The organism is Pseudidiomarina marina, from assembly GCF_003987045.1.
GTDB classification, from domain to species: Bacteria; Pseudomonadota; Gammaproteobacteria; order Enterobacterales; family Alteromonadaceae; genus Pseudidiomarina; species Pseudidiomarina marina.
Window position 1 is genome coordinate 1,031,768 of the sequence record NZ_PIPZ01000001.1, and the last position, 21,897, is coordinate 1,053,664.

Here is a 21,897-nt window from a genome sequence, read left to right on the forward strand (position 1 = left end):
TAAATAAGAATTCTGGTAGTCTTGAGCCGATCTCAATTTGTTACGTACACGTCACCTCCTATCTCGACGTGATCGAAAGGAATATTTATGTCTGAAAATAAAAAGAAGCTCAGTCTCACGAGCCGTATTGTTATCGGGATGTTTGCCGGTATTGCCGTTGGCATTCTATTAAAGGCAATTTTCCCTGATAACACGATTGTCGAAGGTTACCTAACGAAAGGCTTGTTCTACGTTGTAGGCCAAATCTTCATTTCGTCACTACAGATGTTGGTTGTCCCTTTAGTTTTCGTGTCACTTGTGGTGGGTACCTGCTCGTTAAGTGATCCGAGTAAATTGGGTCGACTCGGCGGTAAAGCCGTTGGTCTTTATTTAATTACCACTGCCATCGCGATTACCTTCGCCATCGCGATGGGGGTCATTGTGCAGCCCGGCACCGGCATCGAGCTTGCCACTGATGCAACCTACGAACCTACCCAAGCACCATCGCTTGCTCAAGTGATTATCGATTTATTCCCAACCAACCCATTTAATGCATTTGCCAACGGGAACATGCTGCAAATTATTGTTTTTGCACTGTTATTCGGTATCGCAATGGCATTAGTTGGCAAACCGGGTGAACGCATCAAAACATTATTCGATGACTTTAACGACGTCATCATGAAGTTAGTCATTATCTTAATGAATATTGCACCATATGGCGTATTTGCGCTGATGGCGAAGCTGTTTTCAGAAACGTCATTTGAGACTATCTTCAGTCTTGGCAAATATTTCTTGCTGGTGTTATTTGTCCTCATTGTTCATGCCCTAGTCACCTATCCGATTATTCTAAAAGGATTATCTGGCATGAATCCGATTATTTTCTTACGCAAACTGCGTGAGGTTCAAATTTTCGGTTTTAGTACGGCAAGCTCTAACGCCACCATGCCGGTCACGTTAGAGACAGTGACCAAACGCCTCGGCGTACATAACAGTGTCGGTTCATTTACGGTGCCACTAGGTGCAACCATCAACATGGACGGCACCGCTATTATGCAAGGTGTAGCTACGGTATTTATCGCGCAGGTTTATTTAGTTGATTTAACCATCGCCGATTATCTTATGGTCGTCCTCACCGCAACACTCGCTTCAGTTGGTACTGCAGGTGTACCAGGCGTTGGCATGATTATGCTCGCCATGGTCCTCGGCCAGGTTGGCCTTCCTGTTGAAGGTATCGGCTTAATCATTGGTGTCGATCGCCTACTCGACATGACTCGCACGGCTGTCAATGTCACTGGTGATGCGATGGTTTCAGTGATTGTGGCGAAAAGTGAAGGTGCGTTGGATGAAGATGTGTTCAACGACGCCAAAGCCGACCTAAAAGAAAGAAACCTCTAAAACCAAATGCGTTACTCGTTGTTCGTACGCTTCGCTGTTCGTCCGTGCTTCGCACTATTCGAAGAGCGAAGCGTTCGAACAGTGAGCGAAGTGAGCGGACGAATAACGAATAACGGTTTTTAACGGATTTCGCGCCAGATGAATTGCGTCAAACGGCCATAATCAACCACCGCATCCGAACTTCCCGTCATCGCTTGCTCCAATACCTGCTCCAACACCGGCCACAACAATCTCGCAATATAATCATCAGCAGTATCATCAACGCTCGCCTCAGGAAGCTCTAACGATGCTAAACGCACACTCAAAATGGGTTGTCCTTGATCAAACAAATTGAGTACAACGTTGTCCAGATAAGCTCGTTTTATTTGCCAAATGATCGGCTGCGATGCACGTTGTAACTGTGCTTGTTGATTTGCTGCATTGTATAACGCATGAAGATTCGATTGGCCTTTGTCCCAATAGGCAATAGTCAACTGGGCATCTTTTGCCGTAACTGAATCAACGATTAAGGTGTTGTGACCGCTACCTAACCATTCCCCTTCGACAATCACCGAATCAGCACGTAACACCTCGTTTAAGCCAGCATCTAATTCTACTGCACGTGTACTGAGTCGAATCTCGTGAGCGCGTAATTCGCCCAATAACGTCACTAACTCTAAATTTTTGTAAGCAAAATCAGCATCAAGGTGACTGTCAGCGCGCTGTTCGAGGATCTCACCCAGACGTTCCGACATCGTTTGCTCAGCACTTGCTGGTAAACTATTCATAGCGACCACGACACCAAGTATCGCTTCACGTAAACCAAAATATTTTTTCACGACGAAAGAGCTCCTCAGCGGCGTTGATGTCGCTCTCGATTCAGTTGTTTTTGCGTCGCATTCTTCCGCAACATCACGTATACGGCCCCACTACCACCATGATGGCGTTGTGCACTATGGAATGCCATCACCGGCTCTAGTTCGCGCAGCCATTTGTTCACGTAACTTTTAATCAGTGCTGGGTGTGGTTTGGAATGCTTCCCCTGACCATGAATGACTAAAGCTGACCGAACGCCACTGCGATGACAGTCTTGAATGAACTCAAATAACGCAACACGCGCTTCTCGCAGAGTGTGGTGATGTAAGTTCAAGCTGGCTTCAATTGGGTATTGCCCTAAACGCAAACGCTTATAAACACCGTGTTGCACACCGTCGCGCTGAAACGCGATGGTATCGAGCGGCTCAACAAGTTCCACGTATTCGGTGGATAAGAAGTTAATGTCTTCCTCAAGCTGCTGTTCTGCTGCTTTACGGCGCTCTAGCTGCGCAAGAGTAGGTGTAAACGCTGTTCGGATATCCGCAACGTCCTCCCCAGCAAGGGGAGTGACGTCGGTCATTTCACGGCGAAACAGCTCAAAATCATCGCTCATGGTTTCCCTCACTTAACCCGTTACCCGTACCACATGGTTACTAAGATTAATTTTTACTGAGAAAGTTCTTCACGGCATACAGCACGGCAGAAACATTGCGCCCCACGCGCTCTCCAATGTTCTTCTTGACCACATATCGCACCAAGAACATATCGTGGCTCTCGCGACGTTCCAACAACCATGCATCGCTCGTAGTTAATGAATCGACTAAGCCATATTCAAGAGCTTCTTGCGCGGTCCAATACTCGCCGGTAGCGACTTTGTCAAAATTGAGCTCAGGCCGATACTTACGAATATGCTCTTTAAATTGTTCATGGATATTCTCAAGATCTTGTTTAAACTTGCGACGTCCTTCCTCGGTGTTTTCACCGAACATCGTTAACGTGCGCTTATATTCACCCGCGGTAACTTGTTCAAAATCAACATCGTGCTTTTTCAGCCAACGGTGAAAATTAGGTAACTGAGCGAGCACACCTATTGAACCGATAATAGCAAATGGAGCGGCTTGGATATGGTTCGCAACGGATGCCATCATGTAACCGCCGCTTGCAGCGACTTTATCAACACTGACAATTAGTTCGAGTTGTGCATCGCGCAAACGCTGTAACTGAGCTGCACCTAAGCCATAACCGTGAACAACACCACCTGGACTTTCAAGACGAACCATGACTTGCTCGCCCGGCTCAGCAACAGCAACAATCGCATTTACTTCACGACGGAGTGAGTCGACTTCATGGGCATCCATACTTCCCTTAAAGTCGATGACAAAAATGCGTTTACGTGGTGTATCGCTCTTTTCTTCTTTTTGTTTTTTCTTAAGCGCCTTTTGCGCTTTCTTGCGGTGTTTTTTATCAAGCAATTCAAGTTTCAATCGATGAACACCATCACGTAGATCATCAGAAAGCCGATCGATGACGAGCTCACCCTTTTTGCCCTTCTGCCGCTGTGCTACTTGTGCCATAACGCCGACGATCATCATCACCGCAAACACAATAATGGCGGCTTTTAAGACAAATAGAATCAGGTCTTGTGCTATATCCCACATTTGTTTTCTCCATAAAAAAAGGCCGTCGAAGCGGCCTTTTTAATCTCGCGTCGATGTTGCTTATGGTTGCACAACATCTGGGTTTTGAACAGGGATAACCGTGTTATCTGTACTGAACCAAACCGCTGTTTGCGTTTGCATTTCTTGAGTCGCCGCAGGAGATGCTGATGGATCAACAATTGAACCATGGCTACCCTCAGTGAAGCGAACTGCACCTGATACTGGCGTACCATCAACAGTAACTAGCGTTTCTGCAACGGTTTCTAAACCAAGCGCTGTAATTAACGGCTCAGTACCAGCCAAAGGCTTACCTTGTACCGCATTCGGAATCACTTGGTCTGGCAAGTTTTCACCACCATCACCCACTACTTCAATTAAGTGGATAGGCGTTTCAGTTGCTAACAACGTGTCGGTATAGTTAATTGGGTCTGCCGAATCAACCACAGTTTGAGCTGCAAAAGCAAACTGCTCGAACACAGCGTTAATACCTGCTTGCTCAGCGGCACTCAAACTCGCCCAGAATTGGTCATAAACCTCAATCAACAGGCCTTGGAACTCAGGGTCAGTTGGTGCAACGCCTTGAGCTTCAGCGGTCGCATTCACCGCCGCAGCAAAGTCAGCACTCTGTGCATATAGCAATTGACTCTTAATTACCGGACCAAAGCTGTTTGATTCCAACAAGAAATTAGCAATACTTCCGCCTGGCGCCATCAATGAGCTACCGTTTACTGCAAACAACGGCGTTGCCGCTTCAAGAGGCCCCGTCATTGGCGTGTTTGCCACAGCACTGAACGCAGTACCGGCAATTGCACCCAATGAATGACCAGCAAAGTAAACACGGCTGGCATCAATTGGAGCATTCGTTGCATTCAAGCTTAAACGTAAACCAAGCAAGTCAGAAACTGACTGGCGCAAGTTATCACGCGTCGTCAGCAAGCTACCTAAGTTCATATAAGCCGTTGCCGGACCTTCACCCGCAGTCGCGTTAATCGCACCGAAACCACGGTCACCGTGTAGTGGATGATCAATTGCCACGGTAGCAACGCCGTTCAATGCCATCATGCCGGCCAATGCCAATGAGGTTTCTTTGTAAGCCGTAATACCGTGTTGGAAAATCGCCACCGGCCATCCATCAGCTGGCATAGTGATTGGGTCAAGCCCCTGAGCTCCGCGCACCGCGTTTACCGTTGCCAAGTCTGGCACGGTCATCACAGCATTCACGGTTACATCGCCCTGCACCGCTGGCACTGGGTTGTATTTCGTGACGTGACGCTCTTCGTCAACACCTGGGAAATCCATCGCGGCTACTGCTTCTGGCGTGCTCGCTTGTAAACAAGCTTGAACCCAAGCCGGAATAAAGGTCGCAGCACCACCACTCAACCAAGACGGGTCAATTGATGGGGTATTCATTGGATCAATCGCACCAGCTTGAATCGCACCAAGTACAGAGACGCCGCTATCACATTTTGCCATCCAACGACCAGTTAAAGGCGCTGTTGGATTTTCAGTAGATGGCAATGGTGAGAAGTACGGCAAAGTCACTTGACCGCCATAAACTTGTGCAGTGCTCGATACCGCATAAGCAGGATTCGTCGGATCGTTCGGTAAAGCACCAGCCTGAACCAATGCTTGAGCGGCATTGTAACCCAACGGCGCAACGCCCAACGATGGTGACGGTGTACCCGCCGCAGCGGTCGCAGAGAATTGTGCTGCCATCATAGTTTTCACCATGTGGAACGCATCAGCTGTCGATTGTGTTGTAAAGCTCGAGGTATAGATAACCGTATCGGTATCAACACCAGCCGCCGCAAGCGCAGCTTCATGGCTGTTAATCAAACCTTGCAAGCTTTGGGCTGCTGGGTCTGAAGATACTGGCTCAGTACTTACCGGGCGCTTCATTAAACCATAGGTCTGTGATGGCTTCACAGAACGTCCCAAAGAATCCTGGATATTGTCTGTTAGTACCGCCATGTAACCGGTTTTGGCCTTGAATGGCTTTAATGGAATAACAGCGACACCACCAGCGCCGGTTGCACGCACAATGAAATCTTCACCATGCACCAGTTCCGCAGCCACCGCACAGGTTACTGCTGGGCTTGGTGCAGCTGCGCATGATTCGCTCACGTCACTGCCGCCCATAATGGTTTCGAACACACGAATTGAGCCTGCCGCTTCAAGTGAAGCTGAATCAACAACAACTTGATCACCGTTTTCGTCAACCGGTAACGAGAAATCAAAAGTCAATGTTGAATGCGTACCCCAACCATCAAGGCCGTTGATAGCAACTTGCGGATCACCACCATTACTCGGATCGGCCACTGGAATATTGAGCGTACCGTCAACAGTGCCGCTCAAAAGTATATTACTAGGTACCGGAACTTCACCATTTGATGGATCAAAAACGGCACGGGTTGCTGCGACTTGATATTCGGTTTTTACCGATTCTGGCGCATCTTCGCCGCTACCACAGCCAACTAAGCTGAGCGCGCTACCGATGGCAGTTACAAGCAAGAGTTTTTTCATGAGGCTTCCCCAATCCTTGTTCGTGTTGTTATGTATTGAGCACCTGCAGGATGCTGTTGTTCATTTTGCCTATCATCGCTTTTTTAAACTGGTACGACAAGACGTTTTAATTAACAAAATTTTATACACTGTCTGAGCTTAACTTGAAAGTATTTCTCAATAATTTATCCCCAGCTACTGAGAATAATAGCAAAAACCAGTACACTTAGCGTATTCATAGATTCAGTTAAACAAGAGTGTAAGCCGAAAATGACTGCAATGCATAATGATCCGAAAAACTACGTCATCCAAGAAGGTTCGCTAACAGGTAAGGTTATTTTAGTAACCGGGGCCGGTGATGGCATCGGCCGTGAAGCAGCAAAAACATTTGCTGCTTGTGGCGCAACGGTGATTCTACTTGGTCGCACAGTCAAAAAGCTCGAGGCAGTTTATGACGAAATTATTGCCGCCGGTCATCCAGAGCCCGCGATTGTGCCGCTGGATATGAAAGGTGCGACAAAATCACATTACCAAGGCATGGCAGCAACCATCATCGAACAATTCGGTCGTTTAGATGGCTTACTTCAAAATGCGAGTTTACTCGGCGTATTATCACCGTTCGAACATATTGATCACGACTCGTGGAATGACATTATGCAGGTGAACGTGACCGCACAATTCATGATGACTCAAGCGCTCATGCCAGCATTAAAAAAAGCGCCGCACGCTAGCATCATCTTTACATCATCCGGTGTAGGTCGTGAAGGTCGCGCATTCTGGGGCCCTTATGCCGTCAGCAAGTTCGCCACCGAAGGTCTTGCTCAAGTGATGGCTGATGAATATGACGGCACGAACGTGCGCGTCAATGTTATTAATCCCGGAGCAACGCGCACGACCATGCGTTCGAAAGCCTACCCAGCGGAAGATCCGAATAAACTTAAAACGCCAGCAGATTTAATGCCGACGTACGTGTATTTGATGTCGGACGATAGCATCGGCGTCAACAATCAGTCCCTCAACGCCCAATAACTGCGGAAAGCGTTACTCGTTAGTCGTTATTCGTTGTTCGTTACTGGTTAAAACAAACTTAAACAAAAAAATCTCCGCGCACGCAGTGCGTCGGAGATTTCGTGTCTTAACGCCTTTTTATTTTCGCTTTTCCGAATAACGAATAACGATTAACGAATAACGCACTTGATCTTTATAGGGTAGCCCCCTATATTATATGCATCACTTCATTGAGGATACCGTGATGCAACACACCGTTACCCCCCATCCAGATAAATTAAAGCAGAATCTCAAGCAGCGACTTGCGCGCATCGAAGGGCAAGTACGCGGACTGCAACGAATGATTGAAAATGACACATACTGTGATGATGTTCTAAATCAAATTGCATCGGTGCAAGCAGCGCTGACTGGCGTCGCTCGTAAGTTACTCACGCAACATATGCATAGCTGTGTCAAACAGCGAATTCAATCGGGTGACGAGAGCGTATTGGACGAACTAGATACAACTATTGAGCGTTTATTGAAGCGCTAAGGAGCTAACTATGGCAACGCAACAGTATCAATTACAGCTGTCAGGAATGAGTTGCGCCGGATGCGCAAAAACAATTGAACGTGCACTTCAAGGTGTCGATGGTGTTAGCTCGGTAAACGTCAATTTTGCAACCGAAATTGCCGCCGTAGAGGCAAACAATGTTGCTGCTGCTAAATTAGTCGAGGCGGTGAAAGGTGCAGGTTACGACGCCAGTGTCATCGATCATGAGCAATCTGAGCCAGACGACTCGCGCGAGCGAGCGCAGCAAGTTCAGTTTTATAAATTTATTGCCGCGGCTATTCTTTCGGCGCCGTTGTTATACACCATGCTAGGCCATTTTAGTTGGACAGACTCTATTTATGTACCGAATTGGTTAATGAATCCCTGGGTACAAATGGCATTAGCAACGCCCGTGCAATTTATTATCGGTTGGCAGTTTTATAAAGGAAGTTATACCGCGCTGCGCGGCGGTGCCGCCAATATGGACGTCCTCGTTGCACTCGGCACATCAGCCGCCTACTTTTACAGCGTATTTTTAGCCGCATTTGCGAGTGACCATGTCATTCACGAAGGTCTTTATTTCGAAACCAGTGCCGTTCTTATCACGCTTATTGTATTAGGTAAGTGGTTTGAGGCTCGCGCCAAAGGGCGATCATCCGCAGCCATCAAGCAGTTATTAAACCTGCAACCAAAACAAGCGTTGCGCGAACGTAACGACGGCGAAACCGAACAAGTTGCCGTGGCCGAACTAAAGGTGGGCGATGTCATTCACATCAAGCCTGGGCAACAAGTTCCGGCGGACAGTGAAGTCATGTCTGGCGACAGTGCGGTTGATGAGTCGATGTTGACGGGCGAAAGTGTTCCTGTTGATAAAAAACAAGGTGATTCATTAACTGGCGGCACCATTAATAAAAATGGCTTTATGAAAGCTAAAGTTAAGAAACTTGGCAAAGACTCTGCGCTAGCACAGATTATTAAAGTTGTTGAGCAAGCACAAACGTCAAAAGCCCCGATTCAGCGTTTAGCCGACCAAGTGTCCGCAATATTTGTTCCAGTGGTACTCGGTATTGCGGTTATTACTTTTTTCGTTTGGGCATTTTGGTATCAGCCCGGTGATTACGGATCGGCGCTGGAGGCAACAGTTGCCGTGCTTGTTATCGCGTGTCCTTGTGCGCTCGGGTTGGCAACACCAACGTCAATTATGGCGGGTTCGGGTCGTGCAGCCCAAATGGGCGTGTTGTTTAAACAAAGTGAAACCCTAGAAATCACACACACGGTAACCACCGTGGTGCTAGATAAAACCGGGACAATCACCGAAGGCAAACCCAAACTAACTGATATTGAATTCAATACGGCCGAGCGACAACTCAATGAGGGACAATTGAAGGCTGCTGTAAAAGCCCTTGAGCAACAATCAGAGCATCCACTCGCGCAGGCCGTTGTTGCGGGTATTTCTGACGATGCAAAAGCAATCGCTATCGAAAACTTCAAAGCACATGAAGGACGTGGTGTTTCAGCCACATTGAACACCGACAATAAGGCGTACCTGATGCATATCGGTACCACTCGGCTAATGCAAGAAAATGACATTGACTGCAATGCTTGGCTCGAACGTAAAGAGGCGCTTGAGCAAGAAGGTAAAACCGTAATGCTGATTGGTTTTGAAAAGCAATTGGTAGGCCTTGTCGCTGTCGCCGATACGGTGAGGGAGTATTCGAAGGATGCAATTACCAACTTGAAGCAACGCGGACTCAAAGTCGTCATGATTACGGGTGACAATCAACGCACTGCTGAGGCGATTGCGAAACAAGTTGGTATTGAGCATATATTTGCTGAAGTATTGCCGGAAAATAAAGCGGAGCACATTACAAAACTGCGTGATCAAGGCGAAATTGTGGCAATGGTTGGCGACGGCATTAACGATGCACCTGCTCTCGCCACGGCCCATGTCGGTATCGCCATGGGAACTGGCACCGATGTCGCTTTAGAAACCGCAAATATTGCGCTCATGCGAGCCGACTTACGAAGTCTCGTTGATGCATTGTATGTAAGCAATAAAACCGTTCGTAATATTCGACAAAACTTATTCTGGGCATTCGCGTATAACACGTTAGGTATTCCCGTGGCTGCCGCTGGATTATTGGCACCTTGGTTAGCCGGTGGCGCTATGGCATTGAGCTCGGTTTCAGTTGTGTTGAACGCACTGCGTTTACAAAGATTACCAACAAAGCGTCGAAGTTAGCTTGTGTTTGCGCGCTGAAACAGCCACGATAGTGACATTCGCTAAGTAAAAAACGAGGTTTTATGATTGCGGTCAGTTTGGTCGTTGCAACAGCATTAAGCGTCACCTCTTTAGAGAGCAAGCCTGATGTGCACTGGATTGGTGTCAGTGCGCCGACAAATAATGTGGTGTGGCTAAGTGGCTCAAATGCGACGATTGCGCGTAGCACTGATGCCGGTGAGACGTGGGAGTATTTTAATCCCGCCAACGAAACCTTGCAGTTTCGTGACATTGAAGCACTCGACGCAAATCATGCCTATGCATTAAGTATTGGCGATAATGGCGACTCACGCGTTTACTACACATCGAATGGTGGACGTAACTGGCAGCTGCGGTTTCGTGCTGGCTCCAATCAGTTTCTCAATTGTATCGCCATGGCTAGCAGTGGCGAAGCATGGGTTTATGGGGACAGTCTTGAAGGTCGTTGGGAAATGGTTCGGAGTACCGATGGCCGGAACTGGTTATCGGCAAGTAATGTCGTTGATAGCGCACCACTTTCCGATGAAGGAGGATTAGCTGCTAGCGGTGGATGCGTGCGCTATAACAACAACGTGTGGGCAATAGGTACGGCCAATGGAAGCAAGGCACGACTATTATTAAAGCGCAATTTTGGTATTCGCTTTAAAGCCATTGATACCCCGCTTCCCGCAGGTCCGAGTGCTGGCATTGCGAGTGTGTGGCCATTGTCTGAAAACGACGCCATTATCGCCGGTGGTGACCTCAATGATCCGTCCGCGGTACCGCGACTCATGCGTTATCAAAATGGCGAGTTTGCCGCTCTACCAGAGCCGGATTTTGATGGCGCCTTATACAGTTTAACGGTGCGTCCGAATGGCGATATGTTAGTGAGTAATCCGAATGGCGCTGCATATCTTAACAGCGCCGATATGACATGGGAAAAACTGAGCGATGCCAACATTTGGAACAGCGCGTGTATTAATCAGCGCTGTTATTTAGTTGGTAAAGATGGCTTTGTTGCGCGTATCAGCTTCGATGAGTAGTGCGGTACCGCCCGACAAATGACTGACCTGTTCAAAACCGTGTCTAGCTAACACTTGCGCAGCCACTGCGCTGCGGTGTCCGGAACGGCACACACAGACAATTGGACGCTGATTATATTGCGCTCGATGACTATAAATAAACTGCGCTAATCGTGTGAGCGGCACGTTAATCACTTCGGCATCAACCGATAATTTCCGAACTTGATGCTCTTGCTGTTCGCGCACGTCAACAACCAAGGTTTCAGGTTGCTCCAACCATTCTTGCTGCTGTTCAAGTGACACATCAATAAGTTGGCATGGCAAACAATCACCTGAAACTTCACAAAGTTTCTCGACCACACGAAACGCATCATCACGACGAGCAAGCAATAGTGTTTGCTCATGTACAATCTTTGCAAGCTTTTTGACATCATGCTGTTCGCCAATAAATGCAAAATCGACATGAGGTGCGGCTACCTCGTTAGTGAGTGGTGAGCTCAGCAAAAACATCGGCTCTCGCGTTCCAACGCGATATAAACGTCTCGCGCCCACACGCAAGCACCCGAACACTTCAACTTGACACTCGACCGGCGCTTCACAGCCGCCAACCGCATCCAATGGCCAACCAACGGCATCACGTTGGGCACTACAACCACTTGCACAAAGAAGCTGAGCTAGCATCGCCGCGGGGCTGTCTGCCGCCTGTGCTTCGGTTGTCAATACAGCCTTCACCCGGTAGTTTTGGCACGCTACCAAACGTTCAATTCGTTCAGCCAGCTCAGGCACCGGATCGATCACCGCCATCTCGCCAGCGGCTTTATCAATTAGCAAATAACAACAGTGACTATCAAAGCGAAGCTGAACAACCCCATCTAGGTTGCTATCAACATCTTCATTGGTGTCAGACACTAATAAACAAGATTGGCGTAAAGCCATCGCGGCATCACGAATGCGTTCGCACGCAGCATCAATAATTGCCGGTGACGTTGCGGGCCCGAATGAAAGACGAATGGCCGAGCTAGAACGCCACGATTCTAAGCCCATGGCATCCAGCACGAAGCTTCTGGTGACACCAGAACTACACGCCGAACCGGAACTGACGCGAATATTCGCCGCATCAAATACATCCATAATGTCTCGCGACGGAACGCCACGTACTGAAAAGTTCAAGGTTGTTGGCACTGAATCTGCAAGCTCATGATTCAAAACCAAGGTGGGAAACGCGCTACGCAACGCTTTCAATAATTTTTCTCGATATCCTTCGAGAACTGCGTGGCTCTGAAAAACTTGCTGCTCTTTATCTAACAACAACTCAAACAGCGCATGTAAAGCAGCAATGCCCGGTAGATTCTCGGTTCCAGAGCGCTGCCCCTGCTCTTGACCACCACCTATAATTAGTGGCGTAAAAGGCGCATTTTCACGCACATACATAAACCCAATCCCTTTAGGGCCATAAAGCTTGTGACCACTGAAAGGCGCATAATCAATTGTTGTCTCACTCAATTGCAGCGATTGCTTTCCGAGAGCTTGAACGCAATCAACCATCCACGGGACAGTTGTATTTTCGGCTCGAATAACTTCTTCTAAGGCGCTTAAATCTTGCATTACACCCGTTTCGTTATTCACGGCCATGGTACAAATCATGTGCGCGGCGCCCACATGCTCAGCAATAAATTGCAGGTCTAATTTACCGCGTTTATCTACAGGGATAGGCTTTAATTCAGCATTAAGCTGTAGCAACTTATTCCAGTGCTCGAGCGCTTGCGGTACGGCCTTATGCTCGGTTGCCCCATAGAGTAACCAACGTTTACCGCCCAAATTCGTGCTATTACGCGCCGCCGTTAACGCCGATAGCACCGCTGTCTGAATACCTTCGGTTGCACCGCTCGTAAAAAATAGGCGCCCGCGCGGTGCACCAATAACTTGGCGCCCAAGGCGACGCGTGTTATCGAGAATATATCGAGCCTGAAGGCCGGTGATATGACTACTAGAAGGGTTTCCAAACACATGCTCCATCACATGTTCGACGGCTTGAGCTATCTGAGGTAACACCGGTGTTGTTGCGTTGCAATCAAGGTAAATTTCAGCCGTTTTCGGGCGAATTTGTACCGGTGTAACCATCAGTGTAACTCCTTCAACTTAATCGATTCGATTTTCCTGCCACTGCTTTTCTTTCGCAGCTCGAGCTTCTTCAGCCATGCGGGCTTTCTTATCATCGCACGGATCTTTGCAGTCGCAAGCCTTTTCCATACCTAATGACGAGATACCGCCGCAACTACCGGAAATAGATTTACGTTGGGCGATGAAACCCACAGACATGGCTAATACCACCACCAACATGATGACGAATACAGCAATAAAAACGCCCATGTGGACCTCCTGAGCTACTGCTCAAATCGTTTGAATGCAGTACTAGTGTACTCTTTAAATTGATCGTTTTCACGGGTCACTAGCAACACCGCGAGACCTTTTTGGTTCGCAAACGCTAATGCTTGCTCAGCGCCCATTACCGTTAACGCTGTCGCATAAGCATCTGCATCCATACAGGTTTCGCTGATCACCGTTACCGAAACTAAATTGTGCTGAATAGGATACCCAGTACGCGGATCGATAATATGCGAATAGCGAACGCCGTCTTCCTCAAAGTAGTTACGATAATCACCTGACGTTGCAACGGCATTGTTACCTGGCTCAATAATGCGTTGTACCGCACGATCCAAAGAAACCGGCTGCTCAACCGCAATTCGCCATGGTTGTTCACCTGGCTTTGTGCCACGCATGCGCATCTCACCACCAATTTCTACGAGGTAGTTCTTGATTTCCATCTGCTCCAGAAGCACCGCAACGCGATCAACACCATAGCCTTTCGCAATCGTGGACAAATCAACATACAAGTCAGGAATCGCTTTAGTTAACTGATGGTTTTCAACGGTTAAATATTGATAACCAATTTGTTTGCGAATAGCTTGTAATTGCTCTTCCGACGGCACGCGCTCAGGGCGACCTAGTGGGCCAAAACCCCATAAATTTACTAACGGCCCTACAGTAACATCGAGCAGCCCATTCGTTTCTGCACCAATCTCGAGTGCACGGCGAACAACCGTCTCTAACGAACGAGAAATAACTACCGGATCGGTGGTCTGACGCTGATTAAACAACGACAACTCTGAGTTCGGATCGTATGTCGACATTTGGCTGTTAACTTGCTCTAGCACAGCGTCCACACGCTCTTTCACACGCTCCGGCGAGTGATTCGGATTCGCAGTTACATAGCGGATATGGTAGGTCGTACCCATGGTCTCACCCGACACCGAAATTTGCTGTGGTGCAGGCGTGCATGAAACGAAAAAGGCCAGCCCTAACAGGGCTAGCCAAACTCGCAGAGTCGATGATTGATTCATCTTCATCCGATTTATTTCACCTTACAGTTAACCGTTACGGTTAGCCACCGAAGTCATCTAACAAGATGTTTTCGTCTTCGACACCTAAGTCTTTCAACATTTTAATGACCGCAGCGTTCATCATCGGTGGTCCACACATGTAAAACTCACAATCTTCTGGCGCTTCATGGTCCTTCAGATAGTTTTCATACAACACATTGTGGATAAAGCCGGTGTAACCTTCCCAATTATCTTCTGGTTGCGGATCAGATAAAGCAACGTGCCATTCGAAGTTGTCGTTTTCACGCGCCAACATATCGAAATCTTCAACATAGAACATTTCTTTCTTCGAACGTGCGCCGTACCAGAACGTCATCTTACGATCAGACTTCAAGCGACGTAATTGGTCGAAGATGTGTGAACGCATTGGCGCCATACCAGCACCACCGCCAACAAACACCATTTCTGCTTTGGTATCTTTCGCGAAGAATTCACCAAATGGTCCAGAAATCGTCACTTTATCACCTGGCTTCAGGCTAAAGATGTAAGACGACATTTTACCTGGTGGCAAGCTCATATCACGCGGTGGCGGCGTAGCGATACGCACGTTCAACATGATAATGCCTTTTTCATCTGGGTAGTTCGCCATTGAGTATGCACGAACAACTTCTTCATCAACTTTCGATTCGAGGTTAAAGAAGCCAAAGTGCTCCCAGTCGCCACGGAATTTTTCTTCGATGTCGAAATCTTTAAACTTCACGTGATGCGGTGGGCATTCAATCTGAATGTAACCACCAGCACGGAATGGCACTTCTTCGCCTTCAGGTAGCTGAACAACAAATTCTTTGATGAAAGTTGCAACGTTATTGTTCGATTTAACCGTACAATCCCATTTACGAATACCGAATACTTCTTCTGGAAGTTCGATTTTCATATTTTGCTTCACGTTTACCTGACATGATAAACGGCAGCCTTCACGTGCTTCTTTGCGGTTAATGTGGTCACGCTCAGTTGGCAAAATATCGCCGCCACCTTCTTTGATAACCACGCGGCACTGACCACATGAGCCACCGCCACCACACGCTGACGATACGAAAATACCAGCGTTAGCTAACGCACCTAGCAACTTCGTGCCAGGTTGTGTGGTAATTTTCTTGTCTTCGTCATCGTTAATTAAAATCTCGACATCACCCTGAGGGACCAATTTTGATTTGGCGAACATAATCACCGCAACCAAAATCAATACAATCAAGGTAAACATGCCTACGCCGAGCGCTATTAGTGTCAAATCTTGCCCTTGCATCGACTTGTACCTCTCGTTAATCCGTTTCTATCGTTACCGGTGCTATTACAGGGATACGCCAGAGAATGACATAAAGCCCAAACCAATCAGACCTACTGAAATAAAGGTAATACCTAGGCCGCGTAGGCCATCAGGTACATCAGCATATTTCAACTTCTCACGTACCGCTGCTAAAGCAACAATCGCAAGTGCCCAGCCAATTCCGCTACCGATACCGTATACTACGCTCTCACCAAAGGTGTAATCACGCTCAACCATGAACGAAACACCACCGAAAATTGCGCAGTTCACTGTAATCAATGGCAAGAAAATACCCAGCGCGTTATATAACGCTGGTACGTATTTATCCAATGCCATTTCTAGAATCTGTACCAGCGCTGCAATAACGCCGATAAAGGTCAAGAAACGCAAGAAACTTAAGTCGGCATCTGGGAAACCAGCCCAATCTAATGCACCAGGTGCCAAGATGTTGTGGTAAACCAAGTTGTTAACAGGTACTGAAATGCCTAGTACTACAATAACAGCAACGCCCAAACCAAACGCAGTGGTAACTTTCTTAGATACTGCCAAGAAAGTACACATACCAAGGAAGAACGATAACGCTAAGTTCTCAACGAAAATCGATTTAATAAATAAACTGATATAGGCTTCCATGGTCTGCTCCTTAATCCTTCGGCTCTACTTGCTCGGTGCGGAAGGTACGCAGTACCCAAATGAAGCCACCGATAATAAAGAACGCACTTGGTGGCAATACCAACAAGCCAATTGGTTGATACCAACCGCCTTCAGAAGCGAGCTGCATAATTTGATAACCGAACAAGCTACCAGAACCAAACAGTTCACGAATAAAGCCAACCGTTAGCAAGACCACTGAGTAGCCTAAACCGTTACCAATACCATCTAAGAATGACAGACCTGGCGTGCTTTTCATCGCATACGCTTCAGCACGGCCCATAACGATACAGTTGGTAATAATCAAACCAACGAATACCGAAAGTTCCTTCGCGATGCTATATGCATAGGCTCGCAAAACTTGGTCAACCACAATTACCAAGCTGGCGATAATGGTCATTTGCACAATAATTCGCACGCTCGATGGAATATGGTTTCGAATAATCGAAATAAATAGGTTTGAAAATGCCGTCACGAAGGTTAGTGCGATACACATAACCAAGGTGTTTTCCATTTTCGATGTTACTGCCAACGCCGAGCAGATACCTAAGATTTGTAGGGCAATCGGGTTGTTGGCAAAAATCGGCCCAAATAGAACCTCTTTGACTTCTTTTGCACTGGCCATTAGTTCAGCTCCCCTTTGCGAATTTTATCAAACAGTGGGCCGTAAGCGTTTTCGCTGAACCAGAACTTCATGGTGTTTTCAACACCGTTACTAGTTAGCGTCGCACCAGAGAGTGCATCCACTTGATGGTCTTTGTCAGTTACATTTTTTGTAACTTCCAATGCCACACTGTCGTTTTCATAAATTTCTTTGCCTTCCCAGCTCGCTGTCCAGTTTGGATTCTGGATTTCGCCGCCAAGGCCCGGAGTTTCGGTGTGCTCGTAATAGTTGATGCCTTTCACGGTATTCATGTCGGGCGCAACAGCCATGAGGCCATACATAGTACCCCACAAGCCATAACCACGAATGTAAACAACGACCGTTTCTAGCTCACCTTGTTTGTCGTTGATAAAGTAAACTTTAGCAACGTCTTCACGAGAACCAATGCCAGCCAAATCGTTCGATTTTTCTAACTTGGTGCCTAACCCTGCCTTTTTAGCAGAAGCAATCGGGTCATATTCAGTAGGATTTTTACCATCGACTGAATCGACTTCCTCAAGCGTATTTAGGTTGAACAAACGTGTTTCAACACGCTCTTCAAATACTGCAATAACGTCTGTTTCAGGCGTTAATAAGCCAGCCGCATCAAGCACGTTGCGTTGCATATCTAATGCAGCATTTTTCTGCTGCAGCGGTTTCAAACCAACCGCCGAGCCCGCCACAATAATCGCACACACTAAACAGAGCGCGATTACGACAAATAGCGTTTTGCCGAGTGATTCGTTTTTCTTAGCCATTGCGTGCCATTCTCCGTTTAATGTTTGATTGAACAACAAAGTGGTCAAACAGCGGGGCAAATACGTTGGCGAATAGAATCGCTAACATAATACCTTCTGGATACGCAGGGTTTACCACACGGATAAGTACGGTCATTGCACCAATCAAGAAGCCGTAAGCGAACTTACCTTTATTGGTAAACGACGCTGAAACTGGATCGGTCGCCATGAACATCATACCGAAAGCGAAACCACCAACGACCAAGTGCCAGTACCACGGCATAGCAAACATTGGGTTGGTATCGCTACCAAGCATGTTAAATAGGAATGACAATGCCACCATACCAACAAACACACCAGAAACGATGCGCCATGACGCGATGCGGAAGTAGATAAGCGCCAAACCACCAATAAGAATCATCAGGGTCGATACTTCACCCATTGAACCTTGAATGTTGCCTAAGAAAGCATCCCACCATAATGCGGTGTCAGTAATGTAGTCTGTGCTTGACGTTGCTTGACCGAGCAGTGTGGCGCCCGAGAAGCCGTCAACCGCGGTCCATACTTGCTCTCCCGAAATAGAAGCCGGGAACGCGAAGTACAAGAATGCGCGACCAGTCAGTGCCGGGTTTAAGAAGTTACGCCCAGTACCGCCGAATACCTCTTTACCAATCACAACACCGAAGGTGATACCTAGAGCAACTTGCCACAATGGCATGGTTGCTGGCAGCGTCAATGCAAACAATACTGACGTTACGAAGAAGCCTTCATTGATTTCATGCTTACGAATTGAAGCAAATAAGACTTCCCAGAAACCACCGACAATAAAGGTTGTGGCGTAAACAGGAACGAAGAAGCAAGCGCCATAAAACAGCTTACCAGCCCAACCGGCTGTGCTTAAATCGCCACCTAGTGCAGTAAACAAGCCTACTTGCCAAATATCAGCGAGCTCGTAACCGTTTACCAATGCCATAGCCGCTTGGTTACCGATGTTGTACATACCCCAGAACATTGCTGGGAAAGTCATCATCCACACCAAGATCATAATACGTTTCAAATCAACGCTGTCTTTTACGTGGGTAATGCCTTTGGTTACTTTACCTGGCGTATAGAAAATGGTTGCAGCCGCTTCGTATAAGGCATAAAACTTCTCGTACTTACCGCCTTTTTCAAAGTTTGGCTCAATATTCTCAAGAAAACTTTTCAAGCCCATGATCAGCCCTCTTTCTCAATTTCGGTCAACATGTTACGCAACACAGGACCGTACTCGTATTTGCCTGGGCAAACATAAGAACACAGCGCTAAATCCTCTTCATCCAACTCTAAACAGCCCAATTTTTGAGCTTGTTCAGTGTCACCCGAGAGCAAGTCACGTAGCAAAATCGTTGGCAAAATATCAAGCGGCATCACGCGCTCATAGTTGCCGATTGGAACCATCGAACGGTCAGAACCGTTAGTGGTAGTAGTCATCGCAAACAATTTCTTCGGATTCAAATGGCCTAAATAAGCGCGAGTAACCGAGTGTTGATTAACACCAGGTTTGATCCAGCCAAAGAATTCTTTTTGATCACCTTCAGCTAATACGCTGACTTGGTTATGGAAACGACCCAACCATTGGTGCGCATCGTCAACTTTATGGCCGTTTAGCACCGAACCAGAGACAATACGATTGTTGCCTTGCGCCAATTCACCTTTGGTAAGCTCACGCAAGTTTGCACCTAAACGCGTGCGCAACAAACGCGGCTTTTTGGTGCACGGGCCACCCAAAGCAACAACGCGGTCAGTAAATAGTTCACCAGTAGTAAACAACTTACCGTAAGCAATGACGTCTTGATAACCGATATGCCAAACATGCTTCGCCATTGAAACTGGCTGCAAAAAGTGAATATGGGTACCAACTAAACCCGCCGGATGAGGTCCTGCAAAGCTCTCTAGTTGTACTTTGGCATCGCCAACATCAACGTCAGCATCAGCCGCCTTAACCACAAAAACTTTGCCTTGGGTCAAGTTACCAAGAACTTTCAAACCGTCAATAAATGCTTGTTTGTGTTCGTTGATAATAACGGCTGGGTCAGCGGCTAATGGATTGGTATCCATCGCGTTGACAAAAATTGCGGTAGGCTCTGCGTCAAGCTTTGGTGAACGGCTAAATGGACGAGTCCGCAATGCAACCCATTGACCTGAGTTGTTCAATTGCTCGACGACCTTTGCACGATCAAGGCTCGCTAATTCGTTACTGTCGTATTTGGCAAAGGTTTCTTGCTCATCGCCGTCAATTTCAATGACAACGGCTTGCAAAACTCGCTTTGCGCCACGCAGCACGTCTTTAACAACGCCCGCAGCAGGTGCAGTGAATTTAACCCCTGGGTTTTTCTTGTCTTCGAAAAGTACCTGGCCTTTTTTAACGCGGTCTTCAACCTTGACATGCATGGTTGGGCGCATTCCCACATACTCTTCACCCAGTACGGCAACGGTGGTGATGGCTTGGCCATCCTCGATAGTTTGCTGGGGCGCACCCGAAATCGGGATATCCAGCCCTTTCTTGATCGTAATCATACGCGTTTGCACTACTCGTTAGGGAAGATTAATCTCACTCCAGCGCAGGCATGTAAACGAAGGTTTAAATGCCTACACTGACCAAATTCTGTCCATTTTCACCTAGGGCGCGCATTTTAGCACTTTTGCACAGTAAAACAAATGCGAAAACCCCAAAAAGCCGTTGTTCGTTATTCGATCGCTTCGCTTGTCGTTATTCGTTAAATACAAACACTAATTACCATTAACGAACAACCAATAACGAATAACGATTAACGCTTTTGATATGGTTACCAGGTGACGACGGGATCGACGTCGGCGTCATAATCAACACCTTCCATCCCAAAGCCGAACAACTGCAAGAAATCACTGTGATAACCCGCATAGTCAGCTAACTGATGGAAGTTATCTTGAGTCACTTGATTCCAGAGCTGCTCGATTTTTGCTTGAGTTTGATCGTTGGTTTCCCAGTCATTCATAAATAAGCGCCCTGCTTCATCCAGTTTTGGATTTTCAGCATAAAGCGCATCGCGTAATAAACGATGAGTCTGCTCAATACATCCTTCGTGAGTTCCTTCTTCCTTCATCACTTTGTAAATAAGCGAGATGTACAAAGGCATAACTGGAATCGCTGAGCTGGCTTGTGTAACCAAGGCTTTCAACGAAGACACATAAGCTTCGAGGTGAATGTCTGCATAACGGCTACGCATTGCCGCCGCCGCGCGATCAAGATCTTCTTTGGCTTTACCAATAGTCGCGTGACCATAAATTGGCCATGTTAGTTTTTTGCCAATGTAGGTATATGCTGTGGTTTTTGCATTCGGAGCAAGCACACCAGCATCATGCAATGCGGCCAACCAAAGTTCCCAGTCTTCGCCGCCCATGACTTTGATGGTTTGTTGAATTTCGTCTTCGTTAGCCGGCTCAAGTGTTATTTCAGAAACTTCATCTTTGTCAGTATTATAAGTTTTGGTGGTGTAAGCCTGACCAACTGGCTTTAAAGTTGAACTGTAAACTTCACCAGTTTCTGGGTCTTTGCGCTTTGGTGATGCCAAGCTGTAAACCACTAGGTCGACTTGCCCCAAATCTTCTTTAATTTTGGCAATCACTTCTTGTTTGATTTCGTTTGAGAAGGCGTCGCCATTGATGGTGTGCGCATATAAACCTTCTTTTTTCGCCGCACTGTGAAATGCAGCCGTGTTATACCAACCTGCTGTTGCTGTTTTCTTTTCGGTTGGCTCTTTTTCGAAACAAACACCTAATGTTTTCGCGCCGGCACCGAAGGCAGCATTGATGCGCGTCGCTAAGCCGTATCCAGTCGAACACCCAATGACTAAAACGCGTTTGGGCACGTCAGTCAACGCCGGTTGTTGCTTCACGTAATCAATTTGTTGTTGAACATGTGCTGCACAACCTACTGGATGCGCATTGGTACAAATAAACCCGCGAATTTTTGGATGAATAACCATGTTGTTATGTCCTATTGTTTTGAATTCA

Annotated in this window: 19 protein-coding genes; 5 read left to right on the forward strand and 14 right to left on the reverse strand. The window is 47.2% G+C overall.

Annotated elements, in window-relative coordinates; translation table 11 throughout:
• Nucleotides 1-87: 87 nt before the first annotated feature.
• Nucleotides 88-1,374, forward strand: coding sequence for a dicarboxylate/amino acid:cation symporter (locus CWI76_RS05025; protein WP_126759231.1), 1,287 nt, complete (start codon nucleotides 88-90; stop codon nucleotides 1,372-1,374).
• Between the two features lie 119 nt (nucleotides 1,375-1,493).
• Here the strand turns inward: CWI76_RS05025 and CWI76_RS05030 are convergent, their stop codons facing one another.
• Genes CWI76_RS05030 through CWI76_RS05045 form a run of 4 tightly spaced genes read right to left on the reverse strand, consistent with a single transcriptional unit; the run spans nucleotide 1,494 to nucleotide 6,350 of the window.
• Entirely contained in the window at nucleotides 1,494-2,192 is a 699-nt protein-coding gene (locus CWI76_RS05030) for a hypothetical protein (protein ID WP_126759232.1), read from the reverse strand.
• Nucleotides 2,193-2,206: 14 nt separating this feature from the next.
• A complete protein-coding gene (gene smrA / locus CWI76_RS05035; protein WP_126759233.1) occupies nucleotides 2,207-2,782 on the reverse strand; it encodes a DNA endonuclease SmrA in 576 nt (191 codons plus the stop codon).
• Between the two features lie 46 nt (nucleotides 2,783-2,828).
• The gene (gene sohB, locus CWI76_RS05040) at nucleotides 2,829-3,827 is read right to left on the reverse strand and encodes a protease SohB (RefSeq protein ID WP_126759234.1); all 999 of its coding nucleotides are present in this window, start codon (nucleotides 3,825-3,827) and stop codon (nucleotides 2,829-2,831) included.
• 60 nt (nucleotides 3,828-3,887) lie between these two features.
• A complete protein-coding gene (locus CWI76_RS05045; protein ID WP_126759235.1) occupies nucleotides 3,888-6,350 on the reverse strand; it encodes a VolA/Pla-1 family phospholipase in 2,463 nt (820 codons plus the stop codon).
• A gap of 258 nt (nucleotides 6,351-6,608) precedes the next feature.
• Here CWI76_RS05045 and CWI76_RS05050 point away from each other — a divergent pair, with 258 nt between their 5' ends.
• The 4 genes from CWI76_RS05050 to CWI76_RS05065 all read left to right on the forward strand — a co-directional run bounded on the left by CWI76_RS05050 (nucleotide 6,609) and on the right by CWI76_RS05065 (nucleotide 11,151).
• The gene (locus tag CWI76_RS05050; protein ID WP_126759381.1) at nucleotides 6,609-7,358 is read left to right on the forward strand and encodes a YciK family oxidoreductase; all 750 of its coding nucleotides are present in this window, start codon (nucleotides 6,609-6,611) and stop codon (nucleotides 7,356-7,358) included.
• 223 nt (nucleotides 7,359-7,581) lie between these two features.
• Entirely contained in the window at nucleotides 7,582-7,869 is a 288-nt protein-coding gene (locus CWI76_RS05055; RefSeq protein ID WP_198678557.1) for a metal-sensitive transcriptional regulator, read from the forward strand.
• A gap of 10 nt (nucleotides 7,870-7,879) precedes the next feature.
• Nucleotides 7,880-10,111: a heavy metal translocating P-type ATPase gene (locus CWI76_RS05060; RefSeq protein ID WP_126759237.1), complete on the forward strand. Its 2,232-nt coding sequence runs from the start codon at nucleotides 7,880-7,882 to the stop codon at nucleotides 10,109-10,111.
• Nucleotides 10,112-10,173: 62 nt separating this feature from the next.
• Nucleotides 10,174-11,151, forward strand: coding sequence for a WD40/YVTN/BNR-like repeat-containing protein (locus CWI76_RS05065; RefSeq protein ID WP_126759238.1), 978 nt, complete (start codon nucleotides 10,174-10,176; stop codon nucleotides 11,149-11,151).
• Here the strand turns inward: CWI76_RS05065 and CWI76_RS05070 are convergent.
• The 10 genes from CWI76_RS05070 to fabV all read right to left on the reverse strand — a co-directional run bounded on the left by CWI76_RS05070 (nucleotide 11,104) and on the right by fabV (nucleotide 21,869).
• Nucleotides 11,104-13,251: an aminotransferase class V-fold PLP-dependent enzyme gene (locus CWI76_RS05070; protein WP_126759239.1), complete on the reverse strand. Its 2,148-nt coding sequence runs from the start codon at nucleotides 13,249-13,251 to the stop codon at nucleotides 11,104-11,106. The genes CWI76_RS05065 and CWI76_RS05070 overlap by 48 nt on opposite strands.
• A gap of 18 nt (nucleotides 13,252-13,269) precedes the next feature.
• The gene (gene nqrM, locus CWI76_RS05075; RefSeq protein WP_092855940.1) at nucleotides 13,270-13,500 is read right to left on the reverse strand and encodes a (Na+)-NQR maturation NqrM; all 231 of its coding nucleotides are present in this window, start codon (nucleotides 13,498-13,500) and stop codon (nucleotides 13,270-13,272) included.
• A gap of 14 nt (nucleotides 13,501-13,514) precedes the next feature.
• A complete protein-coding gene (locus tag CWI76_RS05080) occupies nucleotides 13,515-14,537 on the reverse strand; it encodes an FAD:protein FMN transferase (protein ID WP_126759240.1) in 1,023 nt (340 codons plus the stop codon).
• A 34-nt stretch (nucleotides 14,538-14,571) separates the two neighbouring features.
• Nucleotides 14,572-15,813 (reverse strand): NADH:ubiquinone reductase (Na(+)-transporting) subunit F, encoded by a 1,242-nt coding sequence (nqrF, locus tag CWI76_RS05085; RefSeq protein WP_420849466.1) that lies wholly within the window; start codon nucleotides 15,811-15,813, stop codon nucleotides 14,572-14,574.
• Between the two features lie 45 nt (nucleotides 15,814-15,858).
• On the reverse strand, nucleotides 15,859-16,467 hold the full coding sequence (gene nqrE / locus CWI76_RS05090; protein ID WP_126759241.1) for an NADH:ubiquinone reductase (Na(+)-transporting) subunit E: 609 nt from the start codon (nucleotides 16,465-16,467) through the stop codon (nucleotides 15,859-15,861).
• A 10-nt stretch (nucleotides 16,468-16,477) separates the two neighbouring features.
• A complete protein-coding gene (locus tag CWI76_RS05095) occupies nucleotides 16,478-17,110 on the reverse strand; it encodes an NADH:ubiquinone reductase (Na(+)-transporting) subunit D (RefSeq protein WP_126759242.1) in 633 nt (210 codons plus the stop codon).
• Nucleotides 17,110-17,886 (reverse strand): Na(+)-translocating NADH-quinone reductase subunit C, encoded by a 777-nt coding sequence (locus CWI76_RS05100; protein WP_126759243.1) that lies wholly within the window; start codon nucleotides 17,884-17,886, stop codon nucleotides 17,110-17,112. The genes CWI76_RS05095 and CWI76_RS05100 overlap by 1 nt, the downstream gene beginning before the upstream one ends.
• On the reverse strand, nucleotides 17,879-19,078 hold the full coding sequence (locus tag CWI76_RS05105; protein WP_092855951.1) for an NADH:ubiquinone reductase (Na(+)-transporting) subunit B: 1,200 nt from the start codon (nucleotides 19,076-19,078) through the stop codon (nucleotides 17,879-17,881). Before CWI76_RS05105 ends, CWI76_RS05100 begins: the two co-directional genes overlap by 8 nt.
• Nucleotides 19,079-19,080: 2 nt before the next feature.
• Nucleotides 19,081-20,421, reverse strand: a complete 1,341-nt coding sequence (locus CWI76_RS05110) for a Na(+)-translocating NADH-quinone reductase subunit A (protein WP_126759244.1) — start codon at nucleotides 20,419-20,421, stop codon at nucleotides 19,081-19,083.
• A gap of 269 nt (nucleotides 20,422-20,690) precedes the next feature.
• Complete coding sequence (fabV, locus tag CWI76_RS05115; protein WP_126759245.1) at nucleotides 20,691-21,869, reverse strand: enoyl-ACP reductase FabV; 1,179 nt, start codon at nucleotides 21,867-21,869, stop codon at nucleotides 20,691-20,693.
• Nucleotides 21,870-21,897 lie beyond the last annotated feature (28 nt).